A 14371-nucleotide genomic window follows, 5' to 3' on the forward strand; every position below is an offset into this window, starting at 1 on the left:
CATTTACGCGTCTGCATCCAATTCGTTGATGATGAACCGGATTTTACCACTTTTCTCTTTGGGTATCTCATCCATATAGTTGAAAACATAGGTGTTGTCCTTGCCCAGCCGACGAGCCAGCCTGCCTCTGATCACCGTTTCATCCGCGCTTTCAAAATCATCTTCCACTGCGAGGTTCACCACAAATTGATCTCTTTCTTTTTGGACGAACTGCATTTGTATGATTTTTTCTTCAAAGCCGTCAGCAACCCATGAAATGTTCACGCTGGTCACTTTATTGGACTGGCTGCCGAGCAGGTAGTCCGATTGTCTCCCGATAATTCTCTGTATCTGGACATCGTCAACAAAGGAATTCAGGTACGCCCGCCCGGAATGAATTTCAACCTGATCTCCGATTCTGTAGCGGACGATCGGCGTTGCATCATTGATGTAGCTGGTCACAATCATTTCATACAGATGATGTCCGGTTTTCTCGAACTCAATCAGCCCTGTCTCATGCCCGATCCGATACTGGCCATCATCAGTCCCATAGATGAACGGGGCGCCTTCGGCAGTAGAGTACTGATCAATGACCTTCGTATCAAATGCATTTTCTATATCTGCTTTCACATGAGGCAGAAGGGTTTCAGCATTCGGGAACACCGCTTTAACATCAAAGTCCGGCCTCAGATGATTCGACAGTATATATTTCGCCACCATATGAATGGTTGAAGGATACCCATCCAATGCAGCCGGTTTGAATCTTTGAAGATTTTTATATACATGTTTCACATTCTGCGGCGTAATATGGCAAGATGCATAAAGCATCTGATCCATCGCCAGATTATACCGCCAGAGTACATTTTTGTGTTTCGGCGGTGTCAGTTCCTGACCGGTAAACGACGCGCGTCTCGAGAAAGGTTCGACCCCATTTGTTACTTTGATGTAGTCCAGATAGGCCATCCGCTCTGCACGGTCATACTCTGAATCATAGACAGCCAGATTAGCTCCGGTCGTGCCGCTCGTTCTGGATTTACGCAATATGCCTGCTTTATGGGAGCGCGCATCCAGTGCATTGCGCAGATCCGATTTTGTCGTCACCGGCAGGGCCAGAAAACTTTCAATGATATGCGCTTCATCGATTTCAATATTCCGGTAGACTGGAATGTTTCGTTTCAAATGATACATCAACTTAATCAGGGACTGGGTTTCATCAATACCGCCCTGCATGAAATGTTTGAGTGATGCCTGATATAAATGGCTGTATCGTTCCCGCCGTAATTTATAACCATAGAGACTGGTCATCACATTTTGTAAAAACACCGGCGATTTGTAGTAAAAATTATGCACCGAGGTATCCATCGTTCTTTTCAGCAACCGCATCACCCTGCTCTCCCAGAGAATTATAGAATTTCAGAAGCGCTTCCTGCATGTGACGTCTGTCAAAATGACCGGCAGCAAAATTACGGGCCTGATCCGCCAGACGTCTCCGTTTCTCTGCATCGTGTATCAGATCATCCAAAGCAGCCGTCAGACCTTCTGCGCCCATCCTTTTGACAATGATCCCTGTCCGCCCGTCAAGCACCGTGTCTCTGGCACCGGTGGCGTCAAACGTCACGACCGGCACCCCCATCGCCTGAGCTTCAATGCTGACGTTGCCGAATCCCTCGCGAAATGTCGGGAAAGCAAAAAGGTCCATCAGGCTGTAATAATATTCGATTGAATCCGTAAACGGACAATGGATAATATCGTCGTGGTCAGCGATCGTCTTTCTATTTCTTTCTGTAATCGGATCCCCATTTTCAAAATCCCCCACGAGCAGCAATTTCAAATGGTCATATTTCTTTTCCAGCCGGGTGAACGCAGCAACCAGTTCATTCATCCCCTTGTCCTTCGTCATCCGGCCGACGCAGCCAATGACGAAGTCCGAAGGTTTGATATCGAGTCCATTCCTAAGGCTGGACAGCTGGTGCGTATCAATACGCTCAGGATTGAATTTCTCCATGTCCGTGCCGTTGCTGCTGCCTCTGCCAATCCTGACCACCTTATGCCTGCTGAGCAGTTTTCTGCTGATCATTTCCGCTTCCAGGCTGTCTGAAATGACCATCACATGGGTGCTCAATTGACATGCAATTTTCTCGGTCAGATAAAGGAGATGGTATTTGAGTCCGGTGACTGTTTCCAAGCGCAGCCCCCGCTGGATATAGATGCGGTGGTCAACACCGCTCAAGAAACCGGCCACCATGCCGAGCAGCCCGGCTTTCGGTGTACTGAAATTGATGATATCCGGTTTTTCAGCCCTCAAATATCTGTATAACCGATAAAGGCTGCCCATATCCTTAACGATGCTGATCTCCCGTTCGAATGGAATATGCCTGATTTTTATATCATCATAACTTTTCTTAAAATCCTCATTACAAACCACTTTGACCTGGTAACCATTCTTTTCGATAAATCTGATCTGTTCTTCAATTAATACAATCGTCAGTGATGAAGTGACCCCCTGAATTATTTTCCGATTCATCGGCTACATCTCCAAACCTCTTGATTTTAAACCATGCACCCTGTGGCTTCATCTTTTCTTTTTCGGCAGTAATATGCCCATCGCAACGATAATGATATAGAAAAATTTAAACCGGTGTCTCAACGCTGTCCCGGCATTTGAAATGCCCAGACTGAATATCAGCCATCCGGCAAAAATGCTTAAAATCAAAATGCCGAGCAGCGGGCGTTTTTTTATCAGTCTCAGATTTTTGATGAAAAGTATCAGTGCGGACAGGTAGAACACACCGTCCATGAAAAAACTGATCAGATCATTGAAATTCCGGATGCTCCATGGCATCGGTGAAGCGATGAAGTATACGATCTTGATCGGCGAGTACAAAATCAGCTGAAACAGGTTGTTGATCTCCAGTCCGCTTAAATAGGCCGTATCTCCCCGCGTAGCGGTGAAAGCTTCATAAACTTCATCATTACTGTTCAGTATTTGCTCGAATTTATTGAATATGGGCAGTGAAGTGACCACGTCCGGGAAAACCAGGATATATGTCATAACCAGCGCAAACAGACTGAAAGGCACCACTGAATCCACAGTAAATCTGAATGTTCGCCGCCTGTGCCTGTAAAAGATGAACCCGAACAGATAACCAATCAGTATACCGATGATGGCCGAGTGGAAGACCGCACCCAAAAGTATGAAAATGATACTCAGTAAGGCACTGCCTTTTTCTTCTTTGACAAACCATCTGATAAAGAAATAGAGGGACAGCACAACCATCAGGGAAATGACAGACTCCCTGAGTAATATACTTGAGAATATCATCGAATGCGGAAAGAATGACATCGTTACCACCAGGACCATTTGTATATGTCCGGGCACATCAAGCATCCTGAAAATCCTTATCACAATGAGTATGGCGCTTATGGTAACCAGGATGTTTAAAAATTGAACAAACAGCCGGTCGTCACCATAGATATGGAAAATAACACCCAGGACTTTGGAATATATTCCCCCATAGACCGCTTCATTCAACAGTGTCAGATTATCTGAAATCATGACGCCCGTTTCATAGAAGTTTTCTGTGTCCTCCCCGCTGTGGGGAATTGTCCACCCGCCGTCAGAAAGATCAATCCACAGCATCGTGAGCCTGAGGAGAAAACCGGTATACACAATGATGAAGAACTTTGTATATCTGATGAACAGCCAGAGGAATAACAGCACCGCTGTGATGATAATGAATGAAAATGTCAGATGGAAAGTATCTGTCATATGATACTGAATCAGATACCCCAAGATAAGGTAAATTAGAGCGGTCAGCCAGATGATGAACATATTCCGCCTCCTAAGTCCCGACTTTATATTTCCAGTGGTAAAGCAGTACAACAAGCTGCCCCGAGATCAGAATGACCTGCGTTATAATTGCCACGATAAATGCGCCTGGGAGCCCATAGGGAATGATGACGGCGATTGAAAAAACACCAGTGGCAATGAAAGTGACGCCCTGCAGCACGACCTGCAGGTTGTAGATATTGAATATGCTGAGCGCCATCTCGAACAGCTTTGTATAGACTGTGAAAAACAGAAGAATGCCGAGCAGCACGATTTCATACTGATAGCCGATGAACTGGTCGCCATATACGAAAACGATGATATCAGTGCCAAAACTCAGAAGTATGATCTCTCCAATGATGATAAGCACAAGGAATATACCGCATAACCGGACGAAGGAACGGCCGAAACGTCTGATGCTGTTTTCAGCATCTCTGGACAGCGCTGCAACCACACTTTCGCAGATTGCCACCACCACATTATTTGTAATGGTGGCAAAATACATGATCGTCGCAAAAATCCCCAGCGTTTCAATGCTATGAAAATGTTCGATCATATACCTGGGGATATTGCTGACAAGGGAATTCAATACCTCAACGATCGACAGACCGATACCGAGATAAAATATATTTCTAAATGCCCTGGACGTCATCCGGGGTTTCACCCTGCCTTCAGAAAACGAAAATTTCAGATCATACAGATAGTAGATGATCACCTGTGAGATCAGAAGGCTTGCAATGGCCGCTATCAGAGACTGGAAAGTGATCGTTGCACCCGCAAACAGCAGAATGGTGAGTATACTTTTGTAGATTTTCGAATAGGCCAGAAAGCTGATGCGGGACTCGGCAATATTTTCCGTATAGATGAATTCCTCTTTGTTTTCATAAAATTTGAAGATGACAAAGATGAACAGGCAAATGCTTTCATATATACTCAGGTCCACAGTAATCATCAAAACGACAGCACAGAGAACGAAAGCATAATTGGTCATGTTACGGAACTGATGAAACACGGCATAGTCATAGGCCAATTTCCGCTGCGTCGGCACCAGCACCGAGAGCATGAAGCGGCTGAACAGCACGAAGGGACCCAGAAGTGCCAGAAAATATGAAAACAGGCCGACTTCGTACAGACCCAGCAGCCGGGTGATCAGAATAATCTGCACCCACTGGTTGATGGCGAGCAGGATGGTACCAATGACATTCAGTATTTTAACTCGCATTGATCTGTTCCAGCGCTTGGTGACCCGGAGCCCTCTGAGCGGCAAACCCGATCAGCATATCTTTCAATTCATTTTCATCAATCCCCATGAAAGTGTTCAGGTGTGCTTCGATGTCACTCAGCGATGATTCTGAGACTCTGCCGCGGTAGATTTTTTCGTAGACCTGTTCGGGATGGATCTCACCCTCTTTGAGCAGTTCTTCATACAGTTTCTCCCCCGGCCGCACCCCGACAAATTCTATGCCAATATCGTCTTCACTGAAGCCGCACAAGCGGATCATATTCTTTGCCAGATCGACAATTTTTACGGGTTCTCCCATATCCAGGACGAATACTTCCCCGCCTTCTGCGATGGTGCCTGCCTGAATCACCAGTCTCGATGCTTCCGGAATGGTCATAAAGTATCTGGTCATCCTCGGATCAGTCACCGTTACTGGACCGCCCATCTGTATCTGTTTCTTGAATTTGGGGACCACCGACCCGCTGCTGCCCAGGACATTACCGAAGCGGACGGCGACGAGTGTCGTCTCTTCACACCCCTTATCCAATGCCTGCACGATCATTTCTGCCATGCGCTTTGTGGCGCCCATGACATTCGGCGGATTGACGGCCTTATCTGTAGAGATCATGACGAACTTCTGTGCTTTGAAATGACAGGCCGCTTCCGCAGTATTCTTTGTACCGATCACATTATTCTTAACCGCTTCCTTCGGATTGAATTCCATCATTGGCACGTGCTTATGTGCAGCTGCATGATAGACGACCTCCGGACGGTATTTCTCAAACACTTCAAATATCCGCCTGCGGTTCTGGACATCTGCAATAATGGGCACGTAACTGATATTGTCCTGCTTGTTATCCAGCACTTCTTCCAATATTGTATAGATACTGTTTTCCCCATGGCCGAGGAGCAGTATTTTCCGCGGCTGAAACCGGGCAATCTGGCGGACAATCTCCGAACCGATGCTGCCGCCCGCTCCTGTGATCAGGATCGTTCTGTCTGCCACTTGTGCCTCGATACCTTCAATATCCAATTCGACAGGTTCACGTCCGAGGAGATCCTCCACCTCGACTTTCTTCAGCATGTTGACTTCCAGACGCCCGGACATGACGTCTTCAATATTCGGCATGGTCAGTACATCTACACCCTCAACATTCGCCAGTGAATGGACTTTTTTCAGTTCTTTTTTACTGAGGGAGGGGATGGCAACGACCACCTTTTTTATGCCGTACTTGTTAACCAGCCGTTCGATGTCTTCACGTTTACCTTCTACTTTCACGCCTCCGGCCAGCTCCATATTCTGCTTGGCGGAATTGTCATCAGCCACGACAACTGGATTCATACCCATTGAAGGATTATCCAGCATCTGTTTGATGAGCAGAGAGCCGCCTTTGCCGGCACCGAAAACCAACGTTTTGATCCTTGCTGATCCATTCGATTTTCTGCCGTTCAATTGGTAGTAAATCACTTTCCATGACAGCCTGGATCCGCCAATGAATATCATATGCATCATCCAGGTAATGACTGTCAGTCTGACGAACGTGATATCAAACAGCAGATACGTGAGTATATACGTCGCAATCATTGCAGACGTGACCGACTGGGTGATTGAAATCAGTTCCCTCACACTGGCGTATTCCCATGCCCGGTGATACAGATTAAAGATGTAGGCGAACAGATGGTGATTGACCAGGAGTATGACGGCTGTGACCCCTAATACAGCCAGTGAATACTCCGAGAAAAATGGCATGAGTATGAAATAGCCGATGAACACAGAGAAAGTAACAATCAACGAATCGACAAAGAGAAAGAGAAAATAACGCTTTTTAGCACCCATAGTATCCTCTTCTTTCCGTTAAACCCATAATTAAATTTTTTCCGAAATGCACCCTGAACATACACCACGATCAGACATTTTCACCAGGACCTCCATCCGGTAAAATATCCGTTTCAGATTCTAATACCTTCCTTTTTACTCCTCTTATGTCTGTTGCAGCACGACTGGGTGCCAGCTTCTCTTACGCTGTTGTTTCAACCCCTTCCCTCTGAACCCAATTACAGCACCCGTTGTAATTGGACCATTTGGATTTTATAAAATCATACAGTCGCCGTTCTCTATCTATAGGCAGTCTGTATAATTACCATAGTAAAAACTGTCCATATTCAATCCCGACTTGATGTGAATGATTGATAACTATGGATGCACCCGATTTCAGAAGATATGTACTTCTTCTGTTTTATGAAAATCAACCGTCATTTGACGCCTGATAGTAATAGTATTTGTCACTGGTCCGATGATTGACCTTTCGATTGTTGAGCACGACACCAATGATATTGGCATCTGCTTTTTCAAGCAGATCCTTCGCCTCCATCAGACGATCCCGATTATTATTTTCCACATCCGTGACAATGATGACACCGTCTGCCTGCTTGCTTAAAAGCTGGGCATCGGTCACGGACAGTATCGGCGGAGAATCCATAATGATCATTTCATATTGTGCGGCCAGTGAACCCATCAGCTCAGCCATCTTCTTTGAAGACAGCAGTTCAGAAGGATTCGGCGGAATGGGCCCTGAAGTGATCAGGTCCAAATCATCAAATTCAGTCTTTTTAACAAAATCTTCAATAGGTATATCGTTGACAATCGCTGCAGACAACCCTGACTGATTCATCGCTTCAAAGGTGTAGTGACAAGTCGGGCGCCTGAGATCTGCATCCAGCAGCAATGTTTTTTTGCCGGCCTGCCCATAGGCCACTGCCATGTTTGCAGCGATGGTGGATTTGCCGGCACCCGGGATGTCAGAGGTGAAAAGTACTGATCTCATCGGTCGATCCACACCCGCATACATGATATTGGTTCTGATCGTCCGGAACTGTTCACTTACGGTAGCGTGCGGACTGATAGCGACAATCAGCTGTCTTGGACCCGCTGCCCCGCCGCGGTGCATTTTTTTCCTCATCATATTCATCCGTCCCCTCTTAATCTTCAAACTTCTCGATTGACCCGACCACCGGTATATTGAGATGCTTCTCTGCGTCCGTTTCATTTTTGACTGATTTGTCGAAAAATGCTCTGGAAAACGCCACAGTCAAACCAAGAAGCAGACCGGCCACGATACCGATTGTGATATTGACCAGCGGCTGTGGAGAGACAGGATTTGTATCCGCTTCCAAAATTGCGGGTGAAAGAATGGAAACATTGTCAATATTCATTACTCCCGTAATCTGCGCCTGAAATACTTCGGCTGCCTCATTGGCAATCGCTTCAGCATCCTCTGCGCTCTCGTCCAGCACCGTCACATTAAGCACTTGAGATTGGTCTTCATTATCCACTGAAATCTGTTCAGACAGTTCAGGCATGGTCTGTTGCAATCCCAGGTTGCTGATCACTGTTTCCAAAACGATTGGACTTTTTATAATATCTCTGTATGTGTGGATCAGCTGCAGGCTGGCTTCAATATCCTGGTTATCGACCTGCGTGCTTCCTTCTGATTGACTGACCAATATTTGTGTCTGTGCTTCATAGCGGGGAGAAATTAAGAAAAAAGTAATAAGTGCAGCGACACCGCCAACCAATAGTGCTGATAGAAGAATGGAAATCATATTTTTCTTTAGGATTTCCAATACTTTCTCTAAATTGACAGATTCCTCCATACTGCCACCTCTCATCTATTAAATTTTAAGATGATGCATTTCACAATTATTTACTTTTTACAAAATTAATGTATTTCCATCATTATATCCAAGACCTTATAAATATGCAATAGAATTTTGAATATTCAAATAAATATATTTTAAAGTTTGAATTTTAGGAAACATAATAAAAAATGCTCCCTTCAAAATGAAGAGAGCAACTTTTATCTAAGCAGTAATATGAGTGCAAAAAAGATGATGGCGATGATCAAAATTCGTTCCAACAGCTTATCCGGCAGGATACTTGCGTATCTGCCGCCGACAGTGCCGCCAATGGCTGAGCCGATGGAAAGTGCGATGGCAAACTGCCAATGGATAAGACCGTTAAAGATGAAGACGAAAGTTGATACTGAAATATAGATCAGGATCACCAGTGTTTTAATGCCGTGCATTTCTGACATCGGTATTTTGGGGACCAGTATCAGCAATGTCAGGATGATGAAGAAACCCACCCCGGCCTGCAGAGCCCCGCCATAGATACCAATCAGGATAAAGGCCAAAAACAGCAGCACCATAGATACTTTGGGATTAAACTTCCCTTTGATATAACGCTGCGGTTTAATAATGAGCAACACTGCGAAAATGATCATGAAGGTCGCCAGCAGGGAATCGAATGTGTTGTCTGCGATATCCACAGCAATTTGGGCCCCATAAATGGAGGCAATGGTTGTCGGGATGGCAAGGAGCAGGCTGAGCCGCCAGTTCAGATGCCCCTTCTTCTGGAATTGATAGAGTGCGAAACCATTTTGAAACAGAATAGCAATCCGGTTCGTCCCATTCGCCACAGTAGATGGCAGCCCAAAGAAGATCAGCAGCGGCAGGGTCAGCATGGAACCGCCCGCGGAGACGATGTTGACGAATCCGACAACAATCCCCACTGCCAGCACCGCGAGACTTGGCAATATTTCCATATAATCGCTTCTTTCTTCCTGAGGATACTTTCCGTTGGTTCTCGCTTATACATTGAATGCGCGATATCCAAGTAAACAGCCTTCCGTATGTCTTACAATCGATCCATAGAAATGATATCCCTGTGGAACTCCTTGAAACACTGGAAGTGATTCGGATTGAAATTACGCAGTACATGGGTGCGAGCCGATCCTTTTTCATTCAGCAGCTTCATATAGAGAACACCGGAGTTATATTTTGATTCTTCATTACCCTCCATCAATTCCATATCCAGTTCCTGTATCTCCCGGAAGGGGTAATGGGTAATCTTCCAGTCATCTTCCATACTGGAATCTTTAAGATTCGATGTGCTCACAAAAATAAGTTCATTTTTCAACAGGAAATACAGCCCCACACGCGTGAGATTGGTCAGGCAGCTCCCCATGCAATGCACATCTTTTAAACGATAGTCCTTATAACTTTCATATTTTCTCAGACAATCATTCGCATTATTGATGAATTCCAGCTCCGTGTCCGCCATTGTGTATTGATGGCTGAGCACTTGTTCAATACTTTGAGGCAATTCTATCTTGTCCAGATATTCGTTCACCAACTGATAAGAAATCATAAATTTACTCCCGTCTTTTTTTATCAAATATCAGATAGCCTGTGAAACACATGGTATAAACCTCTGCCATTTGACTGAATTGATTTGGAATATCATATATTACAGGTACGCTTATATACATTTCAATTAATATAACTTTATCATATATCCCACGCAGTTACGATGCATAAAGTAATTCGTGATCCCTTCGCATCCGCTCCACTTCCCATGGCATTTTTTCCGCTTCCACATGAACATGGCGCATTGCCCCCTCCCCGATTTTCTTAGGGCCGCCCGGCTGCGGCGGTGTGTCTGCCCTAAAAGGTAGAAAGCTGACCATGGTCGTGGTGTGAAAGAACCAATGGTGCTTCTGACCAACAAACCGGTTCAGACAAAAGTCACAATGCTTTTTATCCTGAAAGCATACATTAACCGGTGGCGGATCGAAGAGAAAATCCATGTCCAAAAGCAGAAATTTCAGCCCCTTGCAGAAAATGGACGGCCTTGAATTCGGTGGATAAGCGGGAATTGTCAAATACAAATAATCTGAAGACATTGAATTATAGGAATATTCTTGATATTATACAAATATAAGGTATTCTATTTCGAAAGGAGATTTCCTGATGAAAAAGAGAATGTTGTTAAGTTCACTGTTTGTCGCCGGTGCATTAACGGTTACGGGTATGAGCGAAACTGCACAAGCCAACGAAGAAGAAGAAGGCGCCAAAACTTTATGGGGGGAGATACTGCCTGCTGAAACGGATCCGGATGGTGATGGATGGGCCAACATGGGATTTGATCCAAGCTGGATGCCTCAGGATGCTCAGGATGAAATTAGTGATTTGACTTATGAAAAAGATTTCGGTAATTTATCGCAAGTAGAATACAACGAAGCAGTCGCTGAAATATATCAAAGAGAAATGGATCGGGCAGATGATGCTGATCTGCCGGAGCATGTAAAACAACATGACGAAGCAAAAAGTCACGGTGACGATCGTAAACACTCAGAAAAAGGTTACTATCATAAAGAAGGGAAAAATTACTGGGATAAAGAATGGTACGATGAAATTAATCCATTGAATGTGGAAGTGACAAAAGAAAAAATGGCTTATCTTGCAATGCATGAACCTGAGAAATTGAATTCAGGACCATTACAGGAAAAACCTTATGACTATCATTTCCACTACAAAGACTATAAATTTAATTTTTCATTTGACGGCACCCACTGGAAATGGTCATATGACTATGTAAAATAGAAGATTACACTATATCACTTGTTCGACATTAAAATGAGACGCAAAAAAACCGTTCGGAATCAATTTTCGAACGGTTTTTGTGTAAATGACCTTCCACGGCACCTTTGCCGTTTTAACCGCCTCGGTGATATCTTCACCACACAATCAATCTTCTCTTTGCTTTTATATTTTTGGAATCTCTGCAGCTCGTACAATGGTTGTATCAGGTTTTGGGCGGTTATATAATATATTAGACATAGAAAAGGCCTCTTTTGTATTTATGATTTGTCTTGTCCTAAATAAAATCTTAACACTTTTAGAAGCCTTTTTCCTTTGATTTACCATAAGAATAACTGAAACAGGCATGAAAAAGATCGATTTTTGGCTCGAACTTTTCCATGCCTGTTTTTATTTTAAAGTCAATCTTTATTTTTGGGTAAACTTTAGGGATACAGAAAACTACCTGAAAATGCATTCGAGCGGCTGCCCAATTTTGGCATCACCGAAGTCAGCGTCAAGATTTTCGAAATTAATGAAACACTGTCGAAAATAACAAACGCACCGCTGGATTAAGCGGTGCGTCGTCCCCGGTCTGCTATGACAGCATAAAGTACTTCCCCAATTTTCGGAATTCACCATTCAAAGGGGAAGTGCTGCTTTCTGGAATCTTTAAGATTCGTAGTGCTCACCAGCACAAGTTCGTTCCACGCCCGGTAAACGCTGTTGGACATTTGAGCCCGGCATTCATTCACTCCGCTGATTTTGCCAGTGTGAAAAATGCGATCAAACCGATGGATGATGTGCTAAATAAGATGACACCCATGGGGACGGCGGATGCTTCGTTGACGCCGGCGAGCGGAGAAAATATGGCGCCGAGCAATAAGGGCAGCATGCCGAGGACGGCACTTGCACTGCCGGCCCGATTCCCCTGCTGAGCCATGCCGAGGGTGAAGGTGCTTGTGATCGTCATGCCCATTGTCGTCATGTAAATGAAGATCAGTATGACGATGGCCGCAAGCGGACCTTCTATGATGGTCATGAGCAGCAGGATAAAGGTGGTGCTTACCGCCGTGATTACAGCGGTTTTCAATAACCGTTTCTCATGAATAACGGCGCCAAACCGGCCGATGATAAAGCTGCCGATAATAATGGCAAGACCGTTGATCCCAAACAGGATGCTGAATACCTGCGGAGAGACGCCGTAAATGTCCTGGTAGATAAAAGGCGTGCCGGAGACATACGCGAAACTGCCGCCATGGACAAATCCCACGATGACCGCATAACCAATGAATGAACGGTCCGTGAGCAGGCGGCCCATGGTTCTGAGTGAGGCACCGACAGAACTCGCGATCCTTTTCTCCGCCGGTAATGTCTCTCTGAGGCTGACAGCCACGATCATCACGATGATTATACCTAATATGCCTAAGGCAAGGAAAATCGTCTGCCAGCCGGCAAAAGGAATGGCCAGTATGGCACCGCCGGCCATCGGTGCAACCATGGGGGCCACTGCATTGATGACCATCAGGAGGGAGAAGAATTTTGACAGTTCCCTGCCGCTGAATACGTCACGCACAACCGCTCGGGAAAGCACAACACCGGCCGATGCTGTGAATCCCTGCAGAAACCGGGCGGCGATGAGCACATAAATGTTCGGTGCCAGCATACAGAGTAACGAGGCGACGACAAACAATGAAGTGGAGATGATTAATGGTTTTCTTCTGCCCTGGGCATCACTGATCGGGCCGATGACGACCTGCCCAAAAGCAAGGCCGAGCAGACAGGCGGTTAAGCTGACCTGGACCAGGGCAGGCGTCGTGTTTAAGTCCTGGGCAATTCCCGGAAAACTGGGTAAATACATATCAATATTGAGCGGTCCCATAATGGCCAGTAAACCAAGGAGCATTGCCAGACCCAGCCGCTTCTTACCTGTTGGATTATGTAATACAGGATCATTGTTTTGCTGATCGATACGATCACCTCCAAACTCATATTTTATAACTTCACAATATATCCGTCTACTGTTGATTACTATTTTCGTCTTGATTACTCTATGATTCCCCTACTCTAATATAAGCGTATTTAAATGGATACTGCGTACACAGAAAAACCCGAAGCACGGACGTTTCACTAGCCGTGTTCGGGAAATATTTACCGTGCGCCAGTCATGGATCACAGATCTTCAAAGCCCGCGATTTCCAGTTCCACTTCTTCAGAATCATACGCCACTGTGTAACGGGTCTTAATGTCTATCGGAGATTCTAAACTGTCATAATCTCTTTCAATTGCCACATCAATCGTAATGGTATCTCCATCTTGTGAAAAATTAGAGAAACTGATATTAGATATATCCATGCCCTCAAATGTACCGCTATCCAGGTTATCTTGAAGATTTGTATATGTATCAGAATCTTCATCGACAAATTCATCCACTTCATTGATATCATCGAACATATACATCATTTCAAGTGCCAATAGATAATCCGTGACGAACGTTTCAACATTATCTTCCATCTCCGCTTCAAACTGTTCGCGTTCATCTTCCAATTGTGCTTGATTGCGTTCAGTCTCGCCAGCTTCAGTGATCGCGTCTTCATCAAATTCAAGCGCTACGCCGTGAACCGGTGCTGTACCTGCCATTGAATAGCTGCTTTCTGCTTCGTCAGGACTGACTTGTACAGTTTCAGTGCTGCTTTCAAATGTTTCATCCGCGTATTCCAGCGTGGCACCCACCTCGATTTCCTCATCAAAAGCGTAAGGCCCGACCCTGTTTTCATAATCATTTAAATCGACCTCAACGGCTTCATCATTCACAGTCACAGTGATATTTTCTTCAGAAATATCTTCAAAAACCATAGAAGTCACATTTTCACTGAAATCTCACCGGCATATAAGAAACATATTAATGACAGCATCCGATG

General features: G+C 45.0%; 14 protein-coding genes. 2 read left to right on the plus strand and 12 right to left on the minus strand.

All coding sequences use genetic code 11. The features are described from left to right. Positions 1-3: 3 nt before the first annotated feature. From G343_RS0111005 to G343_RS15470, 10 genes are all read right to left on the minus strand, one after another. A complete protein-coding gene (locus tag G343_RS0111005; protein WP_020008203.1) occupies positions 4-1362 on the minus strand; it encodes an acyl-CoA synthetase family protein in 1359 nt (452 codons plus the stop codon). Beyond that, complete coding sequence (locus tag G343_RS0111010) at positions 1322-2503, minus strand: glycosyltransferase family 4 protein (RefSeq protein ID WP_020008204.1); 1182 nt, start codon at positions 2501-2503, stop codon at positions 1322-1324. Before G343_RS0111010 ends, G343_RS0111005 begins: the two co-directional genes overlap by 41 nt. 48 nt (positions 2504-2551) lie before the next feature. Next, the gene (locus G343_RS0111015) at positions 2552-3811 is read right to left on the minus strand and encodes a hypothetical protein (protein WP_020008205.1); all 1260 of its coding nucleotides are present in this window, start codon (positions 3809-3811) and stop codon (positions 2552-2554) included. A 10-nt stretch (positions 3812-3821) separates the two neighbouring features. Further along, positions 3822-5030, minus strand: a complete 1209-nt coding sequence (locus G343_RS0111020; RefSeq protein ID WP_020008206.1) for a lipopolysaccharide biosynthesis protein — start codon at positions 5028-5030, stop codon at positions 3822-3824. Then, entirely contained in the window at positions 5020-6867 is a 1848-nt protein-coding gene (locus G343_RS0111025) for a polysaccharide biosynthesis protein (RefSeq protein ID WP_020008207.1), read from the minus strand. Before G343_RS0111025 ends, G343_RS0111020 begins: the two co-directional genes overlap by 11 nt. Before the next feature lie 409 nt (positions 6868-7276). Beyond that, on the minus strand, positions 7277-7999 hold the full coding sequence (locus G343_RS0111030) for a CpsD/CapB family tyrosine-protein kinase (RefSeq protein WP_020008208.1): 723 nt from the start codon (positions 7997-7999) through the stop codon (positions 7277-7279). Positions 8000-8009: 10 nt separating this feature from the next. Next, complete coding sequence (locus tag G343_RS0111035; protein ID WP_020008209.1) at positions 8010-8684, minus strand: YveK family protein; 675 nt, start codon at positions 8682-8684, stop codon at positions 8010-8012. A 203-nt stretch (positions 8685-8887) separates the two neighbouring features. Continuing rightward, a complete protein-coding gene (locus tag G343_RS0111040) occupies positions 8888-9634 on the minus strand; it encodes a sulfite exporter TauE/SafE family protein (protein WP_020008210.1) in 747 nt (248 codons plus the stop codon). A 92-nt stretch (positions 9635-9726) separates the two neighbouring features. Then, positions 9727-10239: a hypothetical protein gene (locus G343_RS0111045; RefSeq protein ID WP_020008211.1), complete on the minus strand. Its 513-nt coding sequence runs from the start codon at positions 10237-10239 to the stop codon at positions 9727-9729. A 157-nt stretch (positions 10240-10396) separates the two neighbouring features. Further along, on the minus strand, positions 10397-10684 hold the full coding sequence (locus tag G343_RS15470; protein WP_156823616.1) for a hypothetical protein: 288 nt from the start codon (positions 10682-10684) through the stop codon (positions 10397-10399). Positions 10685-10841: 157 nt separating this feature from the next. Here G343_RS15470 and G343_RS15030 point away from each other — a divergent pair, with 157 nt between their 5' ends. Both G343_RS15030 and G343_RS15965 read left to right on the plus strand, forming a co-directional pair. Further along, on the plus strand, positions 10842-11474 hold the full coding sequence (locus G343_RS15030; RefSeq protein ID WP_051087893.1) for a hypothetical protein: 633 nt from the start codon (positions 10842-10844) through the stop codon (positions 11472-11474). Positions 11475-11936: 462 nt separating this feature from the next. Next, entirely contained in the window at positions 11937-12026 is a 90-nt protein-coding gene (locus G343_RS15965; protein ID WP_156823626.1) for a hypothetical protein, read from the plus strand. A 175-nt stretch (positions 12027-12201) separates the two neighbouring features. On the opposite strand, the gene G343_RS0111070 is transcribed toward G343_RS15965, so the two are convergent. Together G343_RS0111070 and G343_RS0111075 are read right to left on the minus strand one after the other, a co-directional pair. Next, positions 12202-13356 carry a Bcr/CflA family efflux MFS transporter gene (locus tag G343_RS0111070; protein ID WP_020008214.1) on the minus strand — a complete coding sequence of 385 codons (1155 nt, stop codon included), beginning with the start codon at positions 13354-13356 and terminating at the stop codon, positions 12202-12204. A gap of 266 nt (positions 13357-13622) precedes the next feature. Then, entirely contained in the window at positions 13623-14306 is a 684-nt protein-coding gene (locus G343_RS0111075) for a TcaA 3rd/4th domain-containing protein (RefSeq protein WP_020008215.1), read from the minus strand. Between the last annotated feature and the right edge of the window lie 65 nt (positions 14307-14371).

Origin of the sequence: Salinicoccus albus DSM 19776 (genome assembly GCF_000385175.1) — a bacterium.
Classification (GTDB): Bacteria; Bacillota; Bacilli; order Staphylococcales; family Salinicoccaceae; genus Salinicoccus; species Salinicoccus albus.

Excerpts from the sequence above, each read along its gene's own strand:
- G343_RS0111070 (WP_020008214.1), bottom strand. The coding sequence starts at position 13,356 with ATGCTCCTTGGTTTACTGGCCATTATGGGACCGCTCAATATTGATATG.
- G343_RS0111045 (WP_020008211.1), bottom strand. The coding sequence starts at position 10,239 with ATGATTTCTTATCAGTTGGTGAACGAATATCTGGACAAGATAGAATTG.
- G343_RS0111015 (WP_020008205.1), bottom strand. The coding sequence starts at position 3,811 with ATGTTCATCATCTGGCTGACCGCTCTAATTTACCTTATCTTGGGGTAT.
- G343_RS0111030 (WP_020008208.1), bottom strand. The coding sequence starts at position 7,999 with ATGAATATGATGAGGAAAAAAATGCACCGCGGCGGGGCAGCGGGTCCA.
- G343_RS0111040 (WP_020008210.1), bottom strand. The coding sequence starts at position 9,634 with ATGGAAATATTGCCAAGTCTCGCGGTGCTGGCAGTGGGGATTGTTGTC.
- G343_RS0111075 (WP_020008215.1), bottom strand. The coding sequence starts at position 14,306 with ATGGTTTTTGAAGATATTTCTGAAGAAAATATCACTGTGACTGTGAAT.
- G343_RS0111025 (WP_020008207.1), bottom strand. The coding sequence starts at position 6,867 with ATGGGTGCTAAAAAGCGTTATTTTCTCTTTCTCTTTGTCGATTCGTTG.
- G343_RS0111005 (WP_020008203.1), bottom strand. The coding sequence starts at position 1,362 with ATGCGGTTGCTGAAAAGAACGATGGATACCTCGGTGCATAATTTTTAC.
- G343_RS0111010 (WP_020008204.1), bottom strand. The coding sequence starts at position 2,503 with ATGAATCGGAAAATAATTCAGGGGGTCACTTCATCACTGACGATTGTA.
- G343_RS0111020 (WP_020008206.1), bottom strand. The coding sequence starts at position 5,030 with ATGCGAGTTAAAATACTGAATGTCATTGGTACCATCCTGCTCGCCATC.
- G343_RS15030 (WP_051087893.1), top strand. The coding sequence starts at position 10,842 with ATGAAAAAGAGAATGTTGTTAAGTTCACTGTTTGTCGCCGGTGCATTA.
- G343_RS0111035 (WP_020008209.1), bottom strand. The coding sequence starts at position 8,684 with ATGGAGGAATCTGTCAATTTAGAGAAAGTATTGGAAATCCTAAAGAAA.